Origin of the sequence: Chamaesiphon polymorphus CCALA 037 (assembly GCF_003003845.1) — a bacterium.
In the GTDB taxonomy this organism is placed as follows: Bacteria; Cyanobacteriota; Cyanobacteriia; order Cyanobacteriales; family Chamaesiphonaceae; genus Chamaesiphon; species Chamaesiphon polymorphus.
The window spans coordinates 1-23,157 of sequence record NZ_PVWO01000010.1; the positions used below are offsets into that span (position 1 = coordinate 1).

Genomic DNA, 23,157 nt, shown 5'->3' on the forward strand with positions numbered 1-23,157 from the left:
GCCCCAGGTATTATGCCCTCGATGTTTGAGAACCTGCTGGTATTGGACTACAACGATCCCGCGTCATTGCAAATTTTACGCGATCGAGCCGACGATCTCGCGGCGATCTTAGTCGAACCAGTTCGCAGCCGCGATCCAGACTTACAACCCCTCGAATTTCTCCAGGATCTCCGTCGTCTCACCGAGCAGTCAGGAACTGCCTTGATCTTTGATGAAGTCGTGACTGGCTTTCGCGTTCACCCTGGCGGTGCTCAAGCTTATTTTAATATTCAGGCGGACATGGCAACCTACGGTAAGGTTGTCGGTGGCGGCTTACCAATTGGCATTGTTGCAGGTAAGACCGAATACATGGATGCCCTCGATGGTGGCTTCTGGCAGTACGGCGACAACTCGATCCCAGAAGTTGGCGTTACCTTCTTTGCAGGTACCTTCGTGCGGCATCCAATGGCTTTAGCAGCGGCGGAAGCTATCTTACATAAACTCAAAGATGGTGGCGCAGAATTACAGCGATCTTTAGCTGACAAGGTAAGTAAGTTTGCCACCCATCTCAATCAACATTTCGATCGAGTCAAAGCACCCATCAAAATCGCCCATTTCAGTTCGTTATTTTATGTTAACTATCCCCACGAATTGCCCTATGCAAATCTGCTGTTTTATCTAATGCGAGAAAAGGGCGTACATGTCTGGGATCATCGCCCCTGTTTCTTCACACTCGCGCATACAGATGAAGAGATTGAATTTATCATTCGGGCTTTTAAAGATAGCGTAGCCGAACTCCAATCCGCCGACTTTTTACCAAGTGGTGCATCTCGGTTAGTACGCAAAAGCGACGGTGATGAGCGGTTAAAAATTGACCGAAATCAGCCGCCAAAACCAGGCGCGAGATTAGGTCGCGATCCAGAAGGAAAACCCGCCTGGTATGGCCCCGATCCTAACTCCCCTGGGAAGTATTTAAAAATAGAAGAAGTAGTCTAATGGTAAATAAAATTGTTAATAGCTCAAAGAGAATTTTACGTGGATTTGTAGAGAATGCACCAATCCTGAGAGACTTCTACTACTATCATTGGCTGTTTCCCATAAATCCTAATCTTTACCGAGGAGTTTTTAGGTCTTTTGCTGAAGCTTCAGCAGCAGTTCCGGCGAGTAATCCTTCTGGCTATAACTATGATGAAATACATAATTTATCGCTCAACCAAAACTTCGGTCTTGACGAGATTGGCAAATTTAAACAGATCGATTATCCCATACTTGTATGGTTGGGAGAAATATTTAAAGATCGATCGACAGTATTCGATTTAGGTGGAAATACAGGCAATAGCTATTATGCCTATCGCAAATATCTTTCCTATCCGCCAGCAATGCAATGGTTAATCTGTGATGTCCCCGCAGCCGTTAAGGTGGGGAATGAACTATTGAAAAAATTTAGCAGCCCAGGATTGTCATACACCACCAATATTGCTGATGCTGAGGGTTTTGATATCTTTATTACCTGTGGCACTCTCCAATATTTGGAATCTTCCTTATCAGAATTATTAAGTCAACTCCAATCTAAGCCGCAGCATCTGATTATCAATCATGTTCCTTTTTACAATGGTGAAGAGTACGTCACTTTACAAAATCTGTTGATTGTTGATTCAGTTAATAAAACCCAGATAGCCTCTTACACGCCATATAAAATTCAAAATCGCACTAATTTCATAGATTCGATCGAAAAGTTAGGCTATGAATTAGCAGATAATTGGCAACAAAATCGAACCTGCTATATTCCATTTGAGCCGAAACGCTTTGTAGATGCCTATCATGGATTCTATTTCAGACTTAAAATTCAGCCATTGCATAAAATTACTTAATATCTAAAAATAGATGTGATTTATGAGCTATTCATCGATCGATCCTAATTCAAAATCGACAATTCCAGCTCCAATTATCGAACCTAACGATCCGAATTTTCAACAGAAATTCAACCAAGAGTCGTTTCAGTTTACCCATCAGCTAGCAGGACATCCTCTATTTGAAATTCCTCGCTTGGTAGAACTGGCAAATTTGGTAGTAGCAAAGGGTGGACGACAGAAAGTTCATAGTTCTGACGGGAATGTACTAGTTCATCAAAAGTGGTCGGATATGCCGTTTAAAGAACGATTTGAGGAGGCATTAGCTCAGATCGATGAATCGGGTTCGCTAATTGTAATCAAAAGTATCCAACTCGATCCAGAATACGATGCGCTGCTCGATCGGATTGTGAGCGAACTAACAATGCTAACAGGGATTAATTTGCATCAAGAAATTACATGGTTAGAAGGATATATCTTTGTCTCTTCACCACAGACAATAACTCCCTATCATCTGGATCATGAATCCAATTTTCTGTTGCAAATTCAAGGAGAAGAAGACGTTAATCTTTTTGACCAAAGAGATCGATCGGTATTAACAGAACAAGAGATAGAACATTATTTCGTTGGCGATCTGCAAGCAGCAACTTATCGGCAAGAAAACCAAAATAAAGCTAGTGTTTACCATTTAGTACCTGGACTTGCCGTACATCATCCAGCAAGAGCACCCCATTGGCTCAAAAATGGCGATCGAACTTCAGTAGCCCTGAGCATCAATTTCTGTATGCGATCTTATGACTTAGAAGCCAGAGTTTATCAAGTCAACCATTACCTCCGTAAACTGGGATTGAATCCCACACCACCAGGAAAATCTCCGCTCCAAGATAGTCTCAAGCAAGCTTTTCTCGGGATCTTTAGCAAGCACAAGCCAGACAACAAAACAGATGTTGTGTTTTCTGGGATCGATCGACTAAAAGCACCACTAAAAAATATTAAACTTTAAATGCGGTGACAATATCTGACATGAAAACAATCAAGCAAGTTTTCCGAAATTTTGTAGAAAACACACCTGTTCTTAAAGATTACTACTATTATTATTGGCTGTTTCCTAGAAATCCCAATCTTTACCGCTATGTTTTTAACTCCTTTGCTGAAGCCCTAGCGGCTGTACCAGCAGGTGCTTTAGCTGGCTATAATTATCGTGATTTTTATGAGTTAAGGCTGACAGATTTTAGCGATCTAGAACGAGTCAAGCCGAGCGATTATCCGATGCTAGTTTGGCTCAGAGAGGCTTTTACAGATAGTTCTACAGTTTTCGATCTGGGTGGCACGACTGGATATGGATATTATACATATCGTAAGTATATTTCTTTCCCTGAATCCTTGCACTGGCAAGTCTGTGAAGTACCTAAAATTGTTGAGGTCGGGAAAGAGTTGATGGAGATAATTCCTAGCTCTGGATTGAACTATACCACCAAGATGTTAGATGCTGAGGCGGAAATTTTCTTCAGTACCGGGATGTTGCAGTACTTTGAAGAGTCTCTAGCTGATATGTTGGCTAAATGGTCGGTAAAACCTCGCCATTTAGTTATCGATCGCATCCCTCTTTATGAGGGTGAAACTTACGTTACGCTGCAAAGACCTTTAATAGTTCGTCCGCAGGGTAATTTTGTTTCATATATCCCTTTCAAGATTCAAAATAGAACCAAATTCATTAATGATTTGTTAGGATTGGGTTACGAGCTAGTTGATACTTGGCAACAGGATCGCCAATGCTTTATCCCATTCCATCCAGATCGATTTGTAGATGCATTTCACGGATTTTATTTTCGACATGTATCGGTTCCAACTATATGTTCATCGGCTAAATCGTTAGCATTCAAGAGTTAAGAGGTATTATATGAGTTCATTACTTAAAAACCAACAGTCGATAGAAACTACTGTGGACTTCGATCCCTTTGCTGAGGGCGAACTACTGTTGACTGCACCTGCGACGGAATCCCAAACAGAGATTTGGGCATCGGTGCAGATGGGTAGTGATGCTAATTGTGCCTATAATGAGTCTCAAACGCTACGGTTGCGAGGAGTATTGGCTGTTGAGTCATTGCGATCGGCTCTGCAACAACTGGTGCTACGTCATGAGGCGTTGCGAACGACGATTAGCCCGGATGGAACTACGCTGTGTATCGCCGAATCCTTGGTGCTAGAAGTTCCAGAGATCGACTTGTCGGGGCTGAATGTGGCGGAGCGGGAAACTAAAGTAGCCCAGCTCCGGCTCGCAGCGGTAGAGCTACCTTTTAATTTAGAGCATGGGCCATTATTTCGATCGCAGATCGTCAAGCTCGATCCTGAAGAACATTTAGTTATTATTACTGCTCATCATATTATCTGTGATGGCTGGTCTTGGGCGGTAATGATGCCCGATCTCGGTAACTTGTATTCAGCCTTAAAACAGGGAGAAATACCAGATCTAGCGGCACCAGAACGGTTTAGTACATATGCGATCGATCGAGCCGATGCCGTCGATGATGAAGAATCGATCGCCACTGAAGCTTACTGGTTAGAACAATTTGCGGGAGCGATACCCTTGGTAGATCTACCTACGGATCGTCCCCGCCCTCCCCTGCGGACATTTAATTCGGCGCGGGAAGATTGGGATTTATCACCGATATTAGTTGCCAATCTCAAGCAACTTGGGACTAAATTTAGCTGTAGCTTTATGACAACGCTGTTGTCAGGTTTTGAAGTTTGGTTATATCGTCTGACTGGGCAGGAAGATTTGGTGGTGGGAGTTTCAGCCGCAGGACAAGCAGCCTCCGAACTTTACAACTTGGTCGGACATTGTGTAAATCTATTGCCGTTACGGAGTCAAGTGGATGGGACATCCTCCTTTAGCGAGTACCTGCAAACTCGTCGATTGGCTGTTCTCGATGCCTACGATCGTCAACAATTTACTTTTGGTAGTTTAGTTCAAAAGTTAGCAATTCCTCGCGATGCGAGTCGGATTCCGCTGGCTCCAGTATTGTTGAATATCGATCGAGCACTCGACACCAGCCAGCTACCTTTCGATGGGCTGGAAGTAGAGTTATACTCCAATCCCCGCACCTATGAAAACTTTGAATTGTTTGTCAATGCCACGGAATTTGCGGGTAAGGTAACGCTGGAATGTCAGTATAATACTAATCTGTTCGATGCCGAAACGATCCAGCGGCGGATGGCAGAATTGGAAACGCTGCTAGAAGGGATGGTTGCCGATCCAGATCGATCGATTTCAACACTACCACTATTACCAGTCTCCGAACAAAATCTATTAGCAGAGTGGAATCAAACAGGGGTATCCTATTCCCAAGCTAGCTGTATTCATCAGTTAGTAGAAGCACAAGTCGATCGCACACCTGACGAGATCGCCGTTAGTTTTGAAAACCAGCATCTCACCTACAGAGAATTAAACCAGAAAGCGAATCAACTTGCCCATTATTTGTGCGGATTGGGGGTTAAGCCAGAAACGCTGGTAGGAATTTGTTGCGATCGATCCCTAGATATGGTTTTGGGTGTACTGGGGATTCTCAAAGCTGGGGGAGCTTATGTGCCCTTAGATCCGGCTTATCCCCAAGAGCGAATCGCGTTTATGGCTGATGATGCACGGGTGCATGTATTGCTTACCCAATCACATCTTCAGGCAGATCTGCCCCCATCCTCCGCTCAGATTGTCTGTCTCGATCGAGATTGGAACGCGATCTCCGAAGTAAATAACGGATCTCAACCTCCTATCACTGGCGTTACCGCCGCAAATCTGGCTTATATTATTTACACTTCTGGCTCGACTGGCAAACCCAAAGGAGTTCAAATTCAACATGGTAGTGTCGTTAACTTACTCGAATCAATCCGCCATCAACCTGGATTAACAGATCGAGACACATTGTTATCGGTGACGACACTATCATTTGATATTGCCTCCTCAGAAGTTTTTCTACCCCTGATTGTCGGCGCACGACTCGTGTTAGTCAGTCGAGATGTTGCCGCCGATGGTATCCAACTCATCCAAGCAATGGAGGATGCCCAAGCAACGTTTATGCAGCCCACACCTGCCACTTGGCGGCTACTGCTGGAATCAGGCTGGGAGGGCAGTCCAAACTTAAAAATGGTCAGCACTGGCGAAGCATTACCGCGCGATCTGGCAGATCGACTCCTACCTAAAGGGAAAGAATTATGGAATCTGTATGGCCCGACAGAAACTACAATTTGGTCGGCAGGCTATCAGTTAGCTGCCAATGGCAAACCGATTACGATCGGTCAACCGATTGCTAATACTCAGCTTTATATTCTCGATCGCCATTTACAACCCGTACCGATCGGCGTACCGGGCGAACTACATATTGGCGGTGCCGGAATTGCGCGGGGTTATCTAAATCGTCCCGAACTCACAGCCGAGAAGTTCATCCCCAACCCCTTCAGTTCCGATCCAGATGCACGCCTGTATAAAACTGGAGATCTCGCCCGCTGGCTACCTGCTGGCGAAGTTGAATGTCTGGGGCGGATTGACTATCAGGTTAAAGTTCGCGGCTTTAGAATCGAACTAGGCGAGATCGAGGCTAATTTACTCAAATCTGATGCCATCAAAGAAGCAATTGTCATTGTCCGCGAAGATACACCTGGTGAGAAAGTTTTAGTCGGCTACTTTGTACCTGCAACGGGTACGGTTGATACTGCTTATGCCGTAATTCCTGAATTGCGTCAGTTTCTCAAGGCTAGTTTACCAGACTTCATGGTGCCGACTATTTTCATGGTAGTGGAGGCAATGCCACTAACTCCAAATGGTAAAGTCGATCGCCAAGCACTACCCAAACCTGATGCTGTCAGACGTGAATTAGCGGCAAACTACTTAGCACCGCGCAGCGAAATGGAACAGGAGATTGCCAATATTTGGGCAGAAGTCCTCAAGGTAGAACGGATTGGGATTTACGATAATTTCTTTGAGCTGGGCGGATATTCGTTACTGGCAATTCAGATCGTCTCCCGAATGCGGAAAGCCTTTAGCGTGGAAATTCTCTTACCCACTTTATTTGAAATCCCTACAATTGCCGATCTCGCGGCTCGGATCGAAACGCTACGATGGGTGTTACAGGAAGAACAATTTAGCCAGACTGGCAGCGATTATGAAGAGGGCGAGCTATGAACAAGGTTGATGAATTGCTGCTAGAACTGCGCTCTAGAGATGTTCGGGTATGGGTTGACGGCGACAAGTTGCGCTATAAAGCCCCCAAAGAAACCCTTTCGCCAGAGTTACTCGATCGAGTAAAAGTAAATAAAACCGAAATCATCGCATTTTTGCAAGATGCAACTGCCCAGGCGAACTCCCAATTACCGCCGATTGTGGCGATCGATCGCCATGATAGGTTATCTCTTTCCTTTGCGCAACAACGTCTCTGGTTCTTACATCAGTTTGAGCCAGATAGTTCGTCTAGCAACATGCCAGTGGTAGTACGGATCGAAGGATCGCTAGATGTCGATCTTTTAGCACGTAGCATTACCGAAGTATTCAGTCGTCATGAGGTGCTACGGACAACATTTCTGGCGGTAGATGGACAACCCACTGTCTCGATCGCCCCACCAACCCCGATCGACTTGCCCGTTATCGATTTACAACATCTTCCCCAACCGGAGCGGGATACAGAAGCTGCTAGGCTAGCCACAGACGAAGCTTGCGCCCCTTTCGATCTGGAAAACGGGCCGATTTTGCGGGTCAAACTGCTGCGATTGAGCGATCGAGAATCTCTATTTATCTGGAACCTACACTGTATTATTTGCGATGGTGCCTCTTCAGATATTTTCTATCAAGATTTAACCGCTATTTATGCGGCTCTTCTGGCTGGAAAGCCTGCGCCATTAAAGGATCTGCCGATTCAATATGTTGATTTTGCTCATTGGCAACGTCAGTGGCTCCAAGGCGAAGTTCTAGACTCTCAGCTCAAATATTGGCAGCAAAAATTAGCGCATCTTCCACGCTCGATCAAATTACCAACCGATCGAGTTCGTCCTCCCAATATGCAAACCTATCGGGGAGATCGCGCCGCGCGGATGTTGCCCAGAGCAATTAATACTGCCCTCAATACTCTCAGCCAAGAGATGGGTAGCACCTTGTTCATGGTGTTACTATCAGCTTTTGGGTTGCTGCTCCATCGCTATTCGATGCAAGAGGATCTATTAATTAACTTCGCCAGTGCTGGTCGCAGTCAGATGGAAACTGAAGGGTTAATTGGGTTTTTCTCTAACACTTTGCTGCTGCGAACTGACTTTGGTGGTAATCCCACATTTCGAGAATTACTGACGCGGGTGCGCCAAGAATCTTTAGGAGCATACGCTCATCAAGACATCCCATTTGAGAAGCTGATTGAAGAACTTCGCCCCGAAGAAAATCAATCCCGTTCGTCGTTATTTCAGATTAAATTTGCCCTCAATCCACCGTGGTCTGAAGGTCGAGGCATGGCTTCAGTCCACCTTCCTGACGTGACATTTACCTCATTGTTTGGCTATATTTATCACGGAAAAACTAAATACGATCTGACCTTGGTCATGCGCGAACAGGACGAAGGATTGGGCTATGTATTCGACTACAACGCCGATCTATTTGAATCCAGCACGATCGATCGGATGCTAGATCATTTCCAAAATTTGTTAGAAGGAATATTAGCAAATCCCGATCGATACCTATCGGAATTACCCCTATTATCTCTCGCCGAACAGCAACAACTGTTACAAAGTTGGGATAAAACTAAAACTTCTCGATCCGATCTTAGTTTTGTACATGAGGCATTTGAGGATTGGGTCGATCGAACTCCAGATGCGATCGCTCTAGTCTACGAACAGACACAATTAACCTATCGAGAACTCAATTGTCAGGCGAACCAACTAGCCCACTATCTAAAATCGTTAGGAGTTATTCCCGGCACACATATAGGAATTTGTCTAGAGCGATCTCCAGCCGCGCTCGTCACTTTACTCAGTATCCAAAAACTAGGAGCAACTTGCATCCCGATCGATCCGGCTACTTCAGACGCACAAATTGCCGAGATTTTAACGGATGCTCAGGCAAATATTTTAGTCATCCAATCTTCGCTCGATCGAATCATCGATAATTCAGTTAAGACGATCGATCTAGATAGTAGTTGGGAAGCGATCTCACCACAACCTCAGACATCGCCCGATTTTCACTCCACCTCCACCCAACCCGCCTACATCCTTTACCCCAGTCAGACTGACAGTAAACCGATCGGTGTGAGTATTGGGCATCAAGGCATTATCCAACTGGCTAACTTAGGCGAGGGCATCGAGCTAACCGACTCGGATGTTTCACTCCAGTCCAGTTCCCTTGCCTCTGAAGTCGCCATATTTGAAATTTGGGGCAGTTTGCTCAATGGGGCAACTATTGCCATCCTCCCTCAATACGTTTCGATCGGACAGCGGTTTAAACCGCCGCTAGTGATGCAAAGTCCGCCTACGCGGACTAACTATAGCAAAGATAACAGTTTATCCGAACTCGATGGCATCCTCTTTTCCCAATTATCTACTCTGAGCGATATCGGCAAAGTTCTACAACAGCATCGGGTAACTACTGTCTGGCTCCCAACTCGCTTACTTCACCAACTGGCGATCGAGCAAATCGAAGCCCTCAAGTCATTGCGCCAGATATTCACAGGTGGAGATGCTCTATCTCCTCAATTAGTCAAGAAACTAGCCCAAGATTTACCAGATTGCCAGTTAATTAACACCTATAGTTTGCCAGAAAATACGGGACTTACTTGCTACAATCCGGCTGTAACCCTGCCGTCTACTAACACCTCAATTTCGATCGGTCGAGCTATCGCCTATTCCCAGGCGTTGATTCTCGACAGTTATCGTCAGCCTGTGCCGATTGGCATAGTTGGCAATCTTTATATTGGTGGCGATAAACTAGCTCAGGGTTATTTTAACCGCCCCGAACTAACCGCCAGTAAATTTATTACCCATCCTTTCGATCCAAAACCGGAAGCACGCCTCTATCAGACAGGAGAACTCGCGCGGTATCTACCAGATGGCTCGATCGAAATTGTCGGACACACTGAGTCGATCGCCAAGATTTACGGCTTACAGATTGAAGTTGCCAGAATTGAAACCGCTCTGAGCCAACATCCCGACATCTGGGAATCATTAGTTGTTATGCAACCAGATTCCGCCGATCTGCAAATACTCACAGCATATATAGTACCACTGGCGAACCAAACCCTTTCGATCGCCGAAATTCACAATTTTATCAAGCAAAAAGTACCAGCTCACATGGTGCCTACTGCCTATCTCTTATTATCCGCACTACCGATTGCCGTTGATGGCACCATCAATGCCCACGCGCTACCCCTACCAGACTTATTATGCCAGCCAGAGTCAACAACCTTTGTCGCGGCTCAGGATGAGCTAGAGAGCCAGCTCACTGAGATTTGGGAGACTACTCTAAACGTTCGATCGATCGGTATTACCGACAACTTTTTTGACCTAGGGGGAAATTCCCTCACCGCTGTACGCTTATTCGCCCAGATAGCCACAACTTTCGATAAAAATCTGCCCCTATCGATCTTGTTAAAAGCCCCCACCATCGAGCAATTAGCCACAGTTATTCGTCAGGATCTAGCTTCAGAGATTTGGTCGCCCTTAGTAGAACTCCAAAAGGGTAGCTCGAAACAAGCTCTGTTTTGTATTCATGGCGGTGGATTTAACGTGCTAATTTATCGACATTTAGCTCTCAATCTCGATCCCGATTTTAGTGTTTATGGATTACAAGCGCGGGGACTGGACAACGATCGACCACTAGTCGATCGATTGGAGGAAATGGCCGCAGATTATATTAACGAAATCCAGCGCGTTCAGCCCGAAGGCCCTTATCTATTAGCAGGTCTGTCCAACGGCGGTCATATTGCCCTAGAAATGGCTCAACAGCTTCAAGCTAGGGGACAAACTGTGGCTTTAGTTGCCATGTTTGATAGCTATGGGCCAGGAGGAGTTAAGCTTTTAGCCCCCTTCCCCCGATTGTTGTCTTCGTTTTGGTATGTATTGCAGTATAGTGTGCCGAGATCGATCTTTCAATCGCAACAGTCAGGACAAAATGAGATCGCGACCAAGCTACAAAATGCGATCGATCGACTGTTTCGCTCCAGAGAAACATCGATGACTATAGAGCAAAATTCAGAGCGACATCTCGAACATCAAGACACCTTCACTGATGGATCGAATTTGCTCGATCGCAATATGAATCGTCTCAGTAGCTATGTTTTAGAACATTCTCCTTGGGCATTTTTTAGACCCTCAGCTCAACTCAAAGACAGTAAAGATTCGATTGCTAGTACGCTTAAAAAACTGGAAGAATCCTATCGCAAAGCATACAAAATCTACGCTCCTCAGCCCTATCGAGGAAAAATAACCGTCTTTCGAGCAATGGAAACCCCGCCAGGTTATCAACTAGATGCCACGTTGGGATGGAAAAAGATTGCTAAGAATGGAGTTGAAATATACAAAATACCTGGAGATCATACCTCAATTATGGAATCGCCAATTTTAGCTCAGAAAATGCAAGTTTGCATCGAACAAGCCCTCGCCAACCAATGTTTGCCATGAAACCAAGCATAAAATTATGGGCCATCTTGGGTCTACTAGCTATGGCGATTGTATTTGTTGGGCGGATTGGCTGGAAAAAATGGTTGTCGATTAAATCCGATCCATTGCCCCCTAACGCAACTGTTGCTGGCAATAGCAGTATTTTGGGCGGGCACTATTATCAAGTCTCGATTCCACCATCTCCAGAAGATAATTACCAATCAGCAGACTATCGCATATGGATTCCCCAGGATGTCCGTACAATTCGGGGTTTAATCGTCAAGCAACATGGCTGCGGCGATGCCGCAGCAGCAACAGGACTCGACCATGCTAACGACTTCCAGTGGCAATCGCTAGCTCGAAAACATCACTTTGCGCTGCTCGGTACTAAACTGCCTACGGGAAATCTTCCCTGTGAGAATTGGGCACTGATAAATTACGGTTCTGGAGCAGCTTTTGTCAAAGCACTTCATGCTTTGGCTCAAAAGAGTCAACATCCAGAACTCGAACGGGTGCCTTGGGCACTGTGGGGACATTCTGGCGGCGCAGACTGGGTAACCCAGATGCTGCAACAATATCCAGAACGTACTATTGCCGTAATTGCGGCACGAGGTGGAGCTTTTAACCTCCTCGGTACCAACCCCACATTAGTAACAACACCAGTTCTCTTTGCCCTAGGTGAGAAAGATAAAATGATTGTTAAAGAAACCCAAGATCTGCCGAAACAGGTATTTCAACGTTACCGAAAATTAGATGCATTGTGGGCATTGGCGGTAGAAGCTCAAACTGGTCATGAAACTAGCGATACCCGACAGCTATCGATTCCTTATTTAGACTCAATTCTAACATTACGGCTACCAGAGGATGGAAACGATCTCCGACCGATCGATCGATCTCAAGGTTGGCTGGGTAATATAGTTACACAGCAGGTTACTCCTGCTAATCAATCTGGTGGAAATCAGGTTGAAGTGGCTTGGCTACCGAATCAGGAAACAGCGCGCAAATGGCAGCAATATGTCACAACAGGTAAAATTTTGCCAACTCAGAAACCTATGGTACCAAATCAGGTAAAAGCTACAAGAACTGAGCCAACAACAGTCTTGCTAACTTGGAGTTATCAGCCAGATCTCGCAAATGGATTACCCTCTTTTCGGATTTATCGAAATAACTTATCGATCGCGACTTTTAAGGAACAAGGGCATAATTTTGGTGATGCCCCAGAGCAGCCAAATATAGTACTAAAGTTTCAAGACAAACAAGCTCCACTCGATGCTATTTACTCAGTGGGTGCTTTTAACGATCTAGGTGAAAGCATCTCCCAAAAAATAGAGCCGATTGGAAACAGATAAAAATTAGATAGTTTAGAACATTGTTTTATACAGGTAGATACTTCCGTGATTCATTTCTTTTCCAAATTTCTATATGTTATCCAAGGAAAATACAAAGCTCTAACCTTTCTACTATTTCTATTTATTTTGACATCTTTCTTGGAAGTAGTTGGGGTTGGTATCGTCGGACCTTTCATTTCGATCGCAACTAATCCGGTAGCGATCCATCAAAATCTTTGGGCGAGTAGCATCTATTCAGGACTGCATTTAACTTCTGATAGTCAGTTTATATCTGTCTTTGGCTTGGGGATAATCATCATATTTTACATTAAGGTATTTATTAATTTCAGTTCTCAAAAATATATCTTTGAATTTGGCTATAATCAGCAAGCAGAGATAGCTTTGAGACTTATGAAAGCATATATGACAGCTCCTTATACATTTCATCTTAAACGTAATAGTGCAGATCTGATTCAAAACATCAACAACGAAACCAATCGTTTTGCAAATGGGCTAATGATGCCATTGTTAACTTCTGTTTCTAATGCTTTAATTTCCTTGGCATTGTTATGCCTAATGATTAAGACCGATCCGCTAGCTTTTGTTACAATTATAGGAGTTTTAATGATTGCTTTCATGGGGATCTACGCATTGAAAAATCCCCTAAAACGTTGGGGGCAAGAATCCTCAGAAGCAGGTGCCAAGATCATTCAAGCCATCAATCACGGTTTAGGGGGTTTAAAGGAAACGAAAGTTATTGGGTGTGAATCTTATTTTGAAAATCAGCTACATGAGCAAGTTAAGAAGTATGGCGTAAGTACATCATTAGCTAACAGTTTCTCCAATCTGCCACGTTATATGATCGAAGCTTTTCTTGTTACTTTTCTGATTTTATTCACAATCATATTTATCAGTACTAATAAAGATCCTCAAAACCTTAATTCAGTTTTGGGAATTTTTGCTATTGCTTCCATTCGGTTATTACCATCTGTGAGTAATCTAACTTCGTCTATCAATGGCATAAGGTATAATGCATTTTCACTCGACAAAATCTATTTTGATTTCCAAGAATTAGCAAATGAAAATAATAAAATTTTAGATCTTTCTTGCGGAAGGATGGATTCCTTGAATAATAAAGAGCTGAGTTCATTTGGAGATCGAGTCTCATTAAATAACATTCACTATCGATATCCTAATGCAGCTAATATTGCCTTAGAAAACGTTTCTATGACAATTCGCAAAGGTCAATCGATTGGACTTATTGGTAAGTCTGGAGCTGGTAAAACAACGTTAGTAGATATCATTTTAGGTCTACTTGCGCCTGAGAGTGGCGATATTACGGTTGATGGTGTTTCTATATACCCAAATTTACGCTCTTGGCAAAATATGCTCGGTTACGTACCTCAATCTATTTTTTTAACTGATGATACACTACAGCAAAACATTGCTTTTGGTGTTCCTAATCATTTAATCGATCCAGACCGTCTGTGGAGAGCAGTTGAAGTAGCTCAATTATCAGATTATGTAAAACAATTGCCACAAGGATTAGAAACTAAAGTTGGCGAACGTGGAGTTCTATTATCTGGTGGACAAAGGCAACGAGTAGGGATTGCACGAGCCATTTATCACGAACGTGAAGTTTTAGTATTTGATGAAGCAACGGCTGCACTTGATAACGAAACTGAGGCATTAGTTACCGAATCAATTAAATCTTTGAGTGGTACTAAAACCATAATTATTATTGCCCATCGCCTCACGACAATAGAACATTGCGATATCATCTATCTATTAGATAAAGGCACAATCGTCAAATCTGGTAATTATGAAGAGGTTACTATGAAAAGATAAAGATTGTTAATGTTAGTTTATTAATGGAAATAAATATTATTTGTGATTAACTCATATTTAAAAAGTGAAAGATAAAAAGACAAGAAAATGAATGATTCAATTGAAGTTTTAATTATGACTGCTAGCATCAATCCTGGCAAAACTCGCGATGTGGCTATTAAAGATCCACAAGAACGCTTATTTGAATATATTGCTAGCTTAGTAGCTTGGCTTGAGCTAACTAAGATAAAGAAGATTGTTTTTTGTGAAAATACTAATTGTCAATATGATTTTAGTAGAATCATAGAATTTGCCAGTAACCAAGGAAAAACATTAGAGGTTTTGATATTTAGTGGGAATGCTAAAGCTCAAAAATATGGAAAAGGCTATGGCGAAGGCGAAATCATTAAATATGCTCTTCGACATAGCAAATACTTGAGCAATACAACGAATTTTTACAAAATAACAGGACGCCTGTTTGTCAAAAACTTTGATGAAATCCAAAGCTATCATCAGCATTTTGCGAATGTATTTCAGTATCCAGCATTTTCACCCGAACACGATCCATTTATCGGTATGTCGCCTAAAAAATCCGAAACTTTAGTAGAGCAGTTTAGACACATATTTAGATTCTTATATGTATTTTTAGGTAGAGGAAAAGGCAGAGGTCCACATGATTATACAAAGCATGTTGTCACATCATTTTATAAATCGAATGTTAATTTTTATAGAAAAAATTTAATTGACTCATACAAAAGAGTAGACGAAGAAAAAAGTTATATCATCGAACATGTGTTTTATGAAGATATTCTATACAAAGATTTTAACTTATTTTTGAAACCATTAACTATTATTGGAAGAAGTGGCTCAACCGGAGGAATATACATTGAAGGAGAAAACTATCCTGAAGAGATCGAGAAACTTGCAATGACTTTCTTACTTTAAGTATTTTATCAATAAATATATGAAAGAAGATCCTCTTATTTCTATTGCGATAGCAACATATAATGGCGAAGCATTTTTACGCGAACAGTTAGATTCGATATATAGTCAAACGTATAAAAATATTGAAATCATAGTGACAGATGATTGCTCTGTAGACTCAACACCGCAAATCCTCGAAGAATATTGTCAAAAATATGGATTAAGATATTATCTTAACGAATGCAATCTAGGTTTTTTAAAGAACTTTGAGCAAGCAATATCCTTGTGTAACGGTGAATACATTGCACTTTGCGACCAAGATGATGTTTGGATCGATCGTAAAATTGAGCTAGAGTTGAGTAGCCTTTTACAAGTTGAAAGTAGTGTTGGCAAAAATATGCCAGTATTAGTTTTTTCAGATCTTCAAATTGTAAATTCTGAAATGAAGACCATTTCTGATTTATTTTATAATCCACCAAACTTCGACCCAAATAAAACTGATTACAATCATTTGTTGGTTCAGAATGTTGTGGTAGGATGTACTGTACTTTTTAATCGATCTCTCAAAAATATTGCTCTTCCAATACCAATTGATGCAATGTATCACGATCACTGGCTGGCGATAGTAGCGTCTATTTTTGGCAAGATTAGATTTCTCGATCTCAAAACAGTTCACTATCGGCAACATCTGGAAAACTGTATTGGTGCAGGGAACAGAGAAAGTAGTTATCTTTGGGATACGCTTAAAAGAGTCATTAAACTTTTTTTATTGCCTTTTGATAATCAAAAATTTAGAGCGACTTTTGAATGTCAATTCAGGCTTTCAAGAGAAATTTGTAAGTTTAATAATCTTCCTGTCGAAATCTATGAAACATGTAATTTTTGGGGTAACTTACAAAATAGTAGTTTCTTCAGCAGAAAATATAAACTGATCGGCAAGAAATTATTGCGTCATACAATACTTGACAAAGTGGAAATGATAGTTCGATTGTGACCGGATACTTAGCATCTATTGTATTTTTAGAGTTAGATCTCTCATGACATTGGTTCTAGATTACACTATTTTCACTCTAAATATTTCACAGATTAGACGTTCAGATTTTTATCTAAACAACCATGCTATTTCCTCAAGTAAATATTCTTCTTTCCACTTTTAATGGAACACAATATCTTCGCGAACAGCTTGATAGTTTACTCAGTCAAGATTATCCAAATATATTTATTCATATTCGTGATGATGGATCGACTGATAATACCGTCGATCTACTAATGTCATATCAAGAAAAATACAGCAATATAAGAGTAACAGTGGGAGAAAATCTTGGATATATTCGCAGTTTCTTTGAGCTAGTCCATAATTGTGAAGATCGTGAAACAGAACTTTACGCATTTTGCGATCAGGATGATGTTTGGAATCCTCAGAAAATTTCGCGTGCAGTTGAGAAGATCCAAATGTCTCCAGACCCTTCAATGACTTTTTACTGTTCTCGGATGACTCTTGTAGATAGAGATATGAAATTTATTGGTGTTTCACCCAATCCAAGTCAAGTTGATTTTGGAAGTGCAATTATGGGATTTACTTATGGATGTGCAGTTGTGATCGGCAATGGAATTAAGCAAATGTTTCTTCAGGCAAGCCCAGATGATATGTTAGCGCATGACTGGTGGGCTTGTCTTATAGCCGCTGCTTTTGGACATATTGTCTATGATGTCGAACCTCAAGTTAATTATCGACAACATAGTTCCAACGCATCTGGTGGTTATAGATCGGAGTTATTACCAAGATTGAAATTTAGAATCAAGGAATTATTGGAGCGGTTATTTAAAGGAAAACCCACTGTTGATTTTCTAAATCAAGCTGAAAAATTTATCATGACGTATGATAATATACACATAGAAAAACGTTATATTATAGAAGAGCTTTTAATATTAAAAAAAGAAAATAATCAGATGGTTTCACGCTTGTGTTACATTTTTAATCCTAAATTACATGCTATTAATTCTGTAGACAATGCATTTTTAAAATTAACAATATTATTTGGCCGTCATTAATAGTAATTGCACAATACACTTAATTAATTATGGAATATTTTCGCGTTAGAAACAAGTTGTTCAATACATATCCTTCGATATTTCATCATCCAGGAAAAATCGGAGATGGAAATAGAATTATTGGGATTGTTCAGCTTAAAAAAATGTTTTTCGATCTTATTGGAGATTCAAACAATGGCTATTTTTTGGATTACAAAGAAAAGATACGTTTGAAGATACCAATATTTAATAGCAACAAAGTCAACGAAATTGCGAATAAGCTAACTGTTATATTCGTTAGTAATCTTAAAGAAATTGGTAGTGGCCCTAGAAGTTTTGACTTTTTTGGTATTCCATACCGAATGCTTGGTTCACAAGTAAATGAATGGTCATCGAACGGGCTAAAACTAGAATTTTTGCATAATGAATTACCTAGTATTAAAACCAAATACTTTATGCTTCTAGATTCTAATGATACTTTTACAATTAACAATCTTATTCAAACAATCGAGATATTTGAAACATCATTCGATTGTGAAGTCCTGCTAAATGCCGGACAAAATTTGTGGCCTCATTGGAATGACGAAATGAGAGAATATAAATTATTTTGCGATCTAATAGGCGAGAAAAACAATAGTGACCACAAATATATTAATACAGGTGCATTCATTGCAAAAACTGAATTTTATAGAGAAATGATTAAAACCTTTGATATAAATAAATCTCCATTACCTGGTGACGATCAAGCGGCATTCTATCCTTTGTATAAACAATACTATCCTAGGATTCAACTAGATTATACGTGTAAGATATTTCAATGTGAGTTTGACGAGGAATTAGAAGTCGAATCGTCTACTATGTCCTGGTATCAAAGCAATATATTAAACAGCAAATCTCTTGTCTATCCACTACTTAAAAAACATGCTGTATGGCGGAGAAGTAAGAAGGATGTATCTTGATATTTACCTGCCTTGAAAAATATTTTTACTACAACTTCTATAACTAACCTTTGGTAACTTGAAATAGATATGATGACTCCTAATGTAAATATTCTACTTTCCACTTATAATGGAATGCATTTTCTCTCCGAACAACTTGATAGTCTTTTGAAACAGGACTATCTAAATGTTTCTATTTATATTCGTGATGATGGTTCGACAGATGACACATTAAATTTATTACAAGGCTATGAAAAGAGATTTTATAATATTAAACTTATTAAAGGAGAAAACATTGGCTGGAGGAAGAGCTTTTTTGAACTGATCCAAAGCTGCGGAGATAACACAGAGGAAAGCCTATTTGCATTTTGCGATCAAGATGATGTGTGGAATTCTCAAAAAATTTCACGTGCAGTTAAGAAGATACAGCAATCTCCAGACCCTTCAATGACTCTGTATTTTTCACGTATCAGTCAAGCTACATCAAAACTAGAACCAATGTATCTTTCATCTATTCCAAGACAGATTAATTTTGGGAATGCAGTTTGTGAACCTGCTGCTTTAGGATGTGCAACTGTTTTTGGATATGGAATCAAATACCTGTTTGCTGAAGCCAATCCTAATGACATGATAGGTCATGATTGGTGGTTATACTTAATTGCAACAGCTTTCGGGCATGTAGTCTATGATGTTGAGCCACAAATTTTGCATCGAATACATAGTCAAAACGTCAGTACTCCAAGGGCTGGTTTGAAAAACTTAAAATTTAGAACTAAGCAACTATTTGAAGGATTATTCAGGCAGGAACAAACTTTTGATTTCATCGATCAGGCCGATAAGTTTGCTAAAACTTACAGTTATCTTTCTGTTGACAATAAAGTAATTGTAGAGGAACTTTTGCAGATGAAAAGTGCAGACAACATTTTACATCGGTTATTGTACATCTTCAGGTCTCAAATTCATTGCAATAATCTTCTTGATAGTTCATTTTTGAAATTGGCGATATTATTTGGTACGAACTATTGATATTTAGTAAATAATCATGAAAATATTACACCTGAGTTCCTTTGATTTGTCGGGTGGAGCAGCTCGGTCTAGCTATCGAATCCATCAGGGATTACAGGCATCTGGAATTACATCCCAAATGCTCGTTCAATTTAAATCTGGTACTGACCAGTCAGTAATCATGGCAGAAGGAAAGGTGCAGGCAAGAGCGCGATCTTTTTGTAATGGTTTAGCTCTGAAGAGTTACTCTCAATGTCAATCGATGTTTTCTCCACAGTGGTTTCCTGATGGGGTAGCTGCTAAAGTTGCTCGGATCGACCCAGATCTAGTGAATCTCAATTGGGTCTGTAATGGCTATCTTCAGGTTGAAACACTAACAAAACTGAAAAAGCCGTTGGTGTGGACGCTTCAGGATATGTGGGCATTTACTGGTGGATGTCATTACACTTTGGGATGCGATCTCTACAAAGTATCTTGTGGTAGTTGCCCACAACTACAAAGCGATCGAGAGGCAGACCTGTCGAGATCGGTCTGGCAACGCAAAGCCAAAGCTTGGCAGAATCTGAACCTAACTGTGGTTGCCCCTAGTGAGTGGATGGCAGAGTGTGCTAGATCCTCCTCCCTATTTCGAGATGTGCGGATTGAAGTCATTCCGTTTGGATTGGATACTAATATTTTTAAGCCGATCGATCCTCGCAGTGCCAGAGAGTTACTAGATTTACCACAAGATAAACAACTGATTTTGTTTGGGGCGATCGATGCAACTGGAGATACTCGCAAAGGATTTCATTTACTACAAACTGCGCTGAAGCAACTCAGTCAGGATGGTTGGAGAGATCGGCTCGAACTGGTTGTCTTCGGTTCTTCCAAGCCAGAGAAACCCCTCGATCTAGGCTTTCCGATCCATTATTTAGGTAAATTGCAAGACGATTTGTCTTTGCGAGTTGCCTATGCGGCGGCTGATGTAATGATAGCCCCCTCGATCGAAGAAGCTTTTGGGCAAACGGCTTCGGAGTCTCTCGCTTGTGGTACACCCGTTGTTGTCTTTACCAATACTGGCTTGGCGGATATCGTAGATCGCCAGCAAAATGGTTATGTTGCTGACTACTGTGACACTCAAGATCTAGCGAGGGGGATCGCTTGGGTATTGGAGGACTCAGAGCGACATCAACGCTTGCGTGTTGCTGCCCGTCACAAGGCAGAACGCGAATATGCGATGGACGTGCAAGCACATCGATACCTATCGTTGTTTCACAAAATTCTCGATCGACCCTAGCCCGATTTTAGTCATGCTTGGATCGATCGGGTGATGTCTGATGACTGCTGCGATCCTACAACATCAATAACTCGATTTCAGAACCCAAAAGTTTTCTGCCCCAATACGATGATTATGTCAAAACAATCTTCCATTGATAACATGAAATCTATTTGTTTTTATTGTAGCTATTTCACAGGGATAAACTTACCCTATTATGTTAAATGTTATTTATTAGAATTGACGAGGCATTTTAATGAATTGGTTCTCTTGACTAATAAAAAGGAAATGAGTGTAATAGATTTAACATTTCTCGATCAGCATACAATCCAATGGATGCCATGTGAAAACAAAGGATTTGATTTTGGTATGTGGTACAAAGCATTTGAAAAATATCCGATCGAAGACTATCAACAAGTCGGATTGATGAATGATTCTTGCATACTTTTCAGGAGTTTGGATCGGGTGTTTGCCACGATCGATAAAAGTGGTTGGGACTATTGTGGGATTTTAGATTCGATCGAGCTGGGGTATCATCCACAATCATATTTTATTGTTATTAGTCAAAAGGCTATTAGTCTTGTCGGAAAATATTTTAAGCAAAATGGAATAATAGAAGATTTTGAGAATGTAATCACAACATATGAAATTGGCCTCTCCAAATACCTTGTCGAACATAATTGCCAAATAGGAGCAGTTTACAATTACACAGATTTTGCTTGCAATCTCAATTGTTCTTTTCATAAAATCAAAGAATTAATAAAAGCAGGCTTTCCACTGATAAAGAAGAAAATCATTTCCCGAAATTATAGACGTTCGGAAATCGAAAATCTTGCTTCAGTCGGTTTTGATTTTCGTGCTAAAAATTATCTGAACCTGATTGAAAATTGCAACAAGAATAGTTTGCTGATAGATATGCCACTTTTGAAAAATGATTTTAATGATAAATTGATTAATCTAAAATTGTTTTTTCGGATACCATTCTGGTCAACATATTTTAAGATCAGAGCAATGGCTGCCAATTTTTATCATAAATTCATCAAATGATTTTGCCACTTGCAAGTATTTGGACTTGTTTTTGGATGGTTGTACAAACGATACAAAATTTATGATTTTCACAAAAAAAAGTCTAGAGAGATTTCCCAGGCTGATGCTATTTGACATGGATCTTGGCGGTCATCATGGTAGCTACATTCAGCACTTAATCGAATATTGGTACAAACAGGAGCTACGTGGCAGCCTGGAGATCGTTGTTCGACCAGAATTTCTTCAAATCCATAGTGACCCTGTAAAATTAGCCGCTGAGTATCAACTCTCCAACATCCAATTTACAGTCATTACTCAGGATGAAGCCAAAACTCTAAATGCGGGAAGATCGAGTCTCGATCGATTCACTCGCAATTTTCAGCGGTGGAAGTTATTTTGCAAGTATGCCACTCAGTGTAAAGCAACCCATGCTCTCCATCTATATTTCGACACCTGTGAGCTACCGTTAGCATTTGGAATTGGTGCGCCATGTCCATTTTCTGGTATCTATTTCAGACCCACATTTCATTATGGGGAATTTGAGGGCTACACACCATCCTGGCAAGATCGGCTCCAGCAATTCAAAGAAAAAATCATCCTTACTCGGGTATTGCAGCATCCTCAACTGACAACCCTATTTTGTCTCGATCCATTTGCTGTTAAACAATTCGATCGATTTCACACTCAGGTTAACGTTGTTCACTTAGCCGATCCCGTCCAACTTGAGGATCGATCTGGGATCGCCCCCGCACAACTGCAATCTCAATTGGGAATTGCCCCCAATCGCCAAATCTTGCTGCTGTTTGGCGCACTGAGCAGACGGAAAGGGATTGATGAGTTGCTCGATGCCATTTCGCTATTACCTACCGATATGTGTAGCCAGATCTGCTTGCTGCTGGTTGGTGGTACTAATGCGGTAGAACAAGCGCGAATTCAAGCTCAAGTTGCCCAAGTCTGCCAAACGCATCCAGTTCAAATCGTAGAACACTACGATTTTGTCCCTGAAGACCATGTTTCGGTTTACTTTCAACTGGCAGATATCGTCCTGACTCCCTATCAGCGGCACGTCGGGATGAGTGGCATTCTGCTGTTAGCTGCGGTAGCAGGTAAGCCTGTCTTGAGTTCTGATTATGGTTTGATGGGAGAACTGGTGCGACGTTATCAATTGGGTTTAGCGGTGGATACAACCTCACCAATCGAGATTGCCAAGGCACTGTCTCGCTGCTTAGTAGATATACCAGCAACATTGGGCGATCGATCCCAGATGCAGATATTTGTCGAACAAAACTCGATCGATCGATATGCCAGCACTATTTTTCAAAATTTAGATCGCCAGATCGATCGTACCTCTATCGAAATTGGAGCAAAATAAG

Annotated in this window: 16 protein-coding genes; all 16 read left to right on the plus strand. The window is 41.3% G+C overall.

Annotation, left to right across the window (positions count from 1 at the left end; translation table 11 throughout):
- On the plus strand, positions 1-975 hold a 975-nt coding region (locus C7B77_RS01630; RefSeq protein ID WP_146138140.1), incomplete at its 5' end, for an aminotransferase class III-fold pyridoxal phosphate-dependent enzyme.
- Positions 975-1,850 (plus strand): methyltransferase, TIGR04325 family, encoded by an 876-nt coding sequence (locus C7B77_RS01635; RefSeq protein WP_106299672.1) that lies wholly within the window; start codon positions 975-977, stop codon positions 1,848-1,850. The genes C7B77_RS01630 and C7B77_RS01635, both read left to right, overlap by 1 nt.
- A gap of 22 nt (positions 1,851-1,872) precedes the next feature.
- Positions 1,873-2,832 carry a cupin-like domain-containing protein gene (locus C7B77_RS01640; protein ID WP_106299674.1) on the plus strand — a complete coding sequence of 320 codons (960 nt, stop codon included), beginning with the start codon at positions 1,873-1,875 and terminating at the stop codon, positions 2,830-2,832.
- Between the two features lie 20 nt (positions 2,833-2,852).
- Positions 2,853-3,719, plus strand: coding sequence for a methyltransferase, TIGR04325 family (locus tag C7B77_RS01645; RefSeq protein ID WP_106299676.1), 867 nt, complete (start codon positions 2,853-2,855; stop codon positions 3,717-3,719).
- Between the two features lie 10 nt (positions 3,720-3,729).
- Positions 3,730-7,005 (plus strand): non-ribosomal peptide synthetase, encoded by a 3,276-nt coding sequence (locus C7B77_RS01650; protein ID WP_106299678.1) that lies wholly within the window; start codon positions 3,730-3,732, stop codon positions 7,003-7,005.
- On the plus strand, positions 7,002-11,471 hold the full coding sequence (locus C7B77_RS01655) for a non-ribosomal peptide synthetase (RefSeq protein ID WP_106299680.1): 4,470 nt from the start codon (positions 7,002-7,004) through the stop codon (positions 11,469-11,471). The genes C7B77_RS01650 and C7B77_RS01655 overlap by 4 nt, the downstream gene beginning before the upstream one ends.
- A complete protein-coding gene (locus C7B77_RS01660) occupies positions 11,468-12,799 on the plus strand; it encodes an alpha/beta hydrolase family protein (RefSeq protein ID WP_106299682.1) in 1,332 nt (443 codons plus the stop codon). Before C7B77_RS01655 ends, C7B77_RS01660 begins: the two co-directional genes overlap by 4 nt.
- Positions 12,800-12,925: 126 nt before the next feature.
- Entirely contained in the window at positions 12,926-14,626 is a 1,701-nt protein-coding gene (locus C7B77_RS01665; RefSeq protein ID WP_245893989.1) for an ABC transporter ATP-binding protein, read from the plus strand.
- 87 nt (positions 14,627-14,713) lie between these two features.
- Entirely contained in the window at positions 14,714-15,550 is an 837-nt protein-coding gene (locus C7B77_RS01670) for a hypothetical protein (RefSeq protein ID WP_146138141.1), read from the plus strand.
- Positions 15,551-15,569: 19 nt separating this feature from the next.
- A complete protein-coding gene (locus tag C7B77_RS01675) occupies positions 15,570-16,523 on the plus strand; it encodes a glycosyltransferase family 2 protein (RefSeq protein ID WP_106299688.1) in 954 nt (317 codons plus the stop codon).
- A gap of 122 nt (positions 16,524-16,645) precedes the next feature.
- Complete coding sequence (locus C7B77_RS01680; RefSeq protein ID WP_106299690.1) at positions 16,646-17,581, plus strand: glycosyltransferase family 2 protein; 936 nt, start codon at positions 16,646-16,648, stop codon at positions 17,579-17,581.
- Between the two features lie 29 nt (positions 17,582-17,610).
- Positions 17,611-18,519 carry a glycosyltransferase domain-containing protein gene (locus C7B77_RS01685; RefSeq protein WP_106299692.1) on the plus strand — a complete coding sequence of 303 codons (909 nt, stop codon included), beginning with the start codon at positions 17,611-17,613 and terminating at the stop codon, positions 18,517-18,519.
- Between the two features lie 69 nt (positions 18,520-18,588).
- Positions 18,589-19,524 (plus strand): glycosyltransferase, encoded by a 936-nt coding sequence (locus C7B77_RS01690; RefSeq protein WP_106299694.1) that lies wholly within the window; start codon positions 18,589-18,591, stop codon positions 19,522-19,524.
- Positions 19,525-19,540: 16 nt separating this feature from the next.
- Positions 19,541-20,779 (plus strand): glycosyltransferase family 4 protein, encoded by a 1,239-nt coding sequence (locus tag C7B77_RS01695; RefSeq protein ID WP_106299696.1) that lies wholly within the window; start codon positions 19,541-19,543, stop codon positions 20,777-20,779.
- 114 nt (positions 20,780-20,893) lie between these two features.
- Positions 20,894-21,805: a rhamnan synthesis F family protein gene (locus tag C7B77_RS01700; protein WP_219891956.1), complete on the plus strand. Its 912-nt coding sequence runs from the start codon at positions 20,894-20,896 to the stop codon at positions 21,803-21,805.
- Between the two features lie 61 nt (positions 21,806-21,866).
- On the plus strand, positions 21,867-23,156 hold the full coding sequence (locus tag C7B77_RS01705; RefSeq protein ID WP_245893991.1) for a glycosyltransferase family 4 protein: 1,290 nt from the start codon (positions 21,867-21,869) through the stop codon (positions 23,154-23,156).
- Position 23,157 lies beyond the last annotated feature (1 nt).

Bases quoted from the DNA above. Each gene is read 5' to 3' on its own strand.
- C7B77_RS01635 (WP_106299672.1), top strand. From the start codon at position 975: ATGGTAAATAAAATTGTTAATAGCTCAAAGAGAATTTTACGTGGATTT.
- C7B77_RS01640 (WP_106299674.1), top strand. From the start codon at position 1,873: ATGAGCTATTCATCGATCGATCCTAATTCAAAATCGACAATTCCAGCT.
- C7B77_RS01645 (WP_106299676.1), top strand. From the start codon at position 2,853: ATGAAAACAATCAAGCAAGTTTTCCGAAATTTTGTAGAAAACACACCT.
- C7B77_RS01650 (WP_106299678.1), top strand. From the start codon at position 3,730: ATGAGTTCATTACTTAAAAACCAACAGTCGATAGAAACTACTGTGGAC.
- C7B77_RS01655 (WP_106299680.1), top strand. From the start codon at position 7,002: ATGAACAAGGTTGATGAATTGCTGCTAGAACTGCGCTCTAGAGATGTT.
- C7B77_RS01660 (WP_106299682.1), top strand. From the start codon at position 11,468: ATGAAACCAAGCATAAAATTATGGGCCATCTTGGGTCTACTAGCTATG.
- C7B77_RS01670 (WP_146138141.1), top strand. From the start codon at position 14,714: ATGAATGATTCAATTGAAGTTTTAATTATGACTGCTAGCATCAATCCT.
- C7B77_RS01675 (WP_106299688.1), top strand. From the start codon at position 15,570: ATGAAAGAAGATCCTCTTATTTCTATTGCGATAGCAACATATAATGGC.
- C7B77_RS01680 (WP_106299690.1), top strand. From the start codon at position 16,646: ATGCTATTTCCTCAAGTAAATATTCTTCTTTCCACTTTTAATGGAACA.
- C7B77_RS01685 (WP_106299692.1), top strand. From the start codon at position 17,611: ATGGAATATTTTCGCGTTAGAAACAAGTTGTTCAATACATATCCTTCG.
- C7B77_RS01690 (WP_106299694.1), top strand. From the start codon at position 18,589: ATGATGACTCCTAATGTAAATATTCTACTTTCCACTTATAATGGAATG.
- C7B77_RS01695 (WP_106299696.1), top strand. From the start codon at position 19,541: ATGAAAATATTACACCTGAGTTCCTTTGATTTGTCGGGTGGAGCAGCT.
- C7B77_RS01700 (WP_219891956.1), top strand. From the start codon at position 20,894: ATGTCAAAACAATCTTCCATTGATAACATGAAATCTATTTGTTTTTAT.
- C7B77_RS01705 (WP_245893991.1), top strand. From the start codon at position 21,867: ATGATTTTCACAAAAAAAAGTCTAGAGAGATTTCCCAGGCTGATGCTA.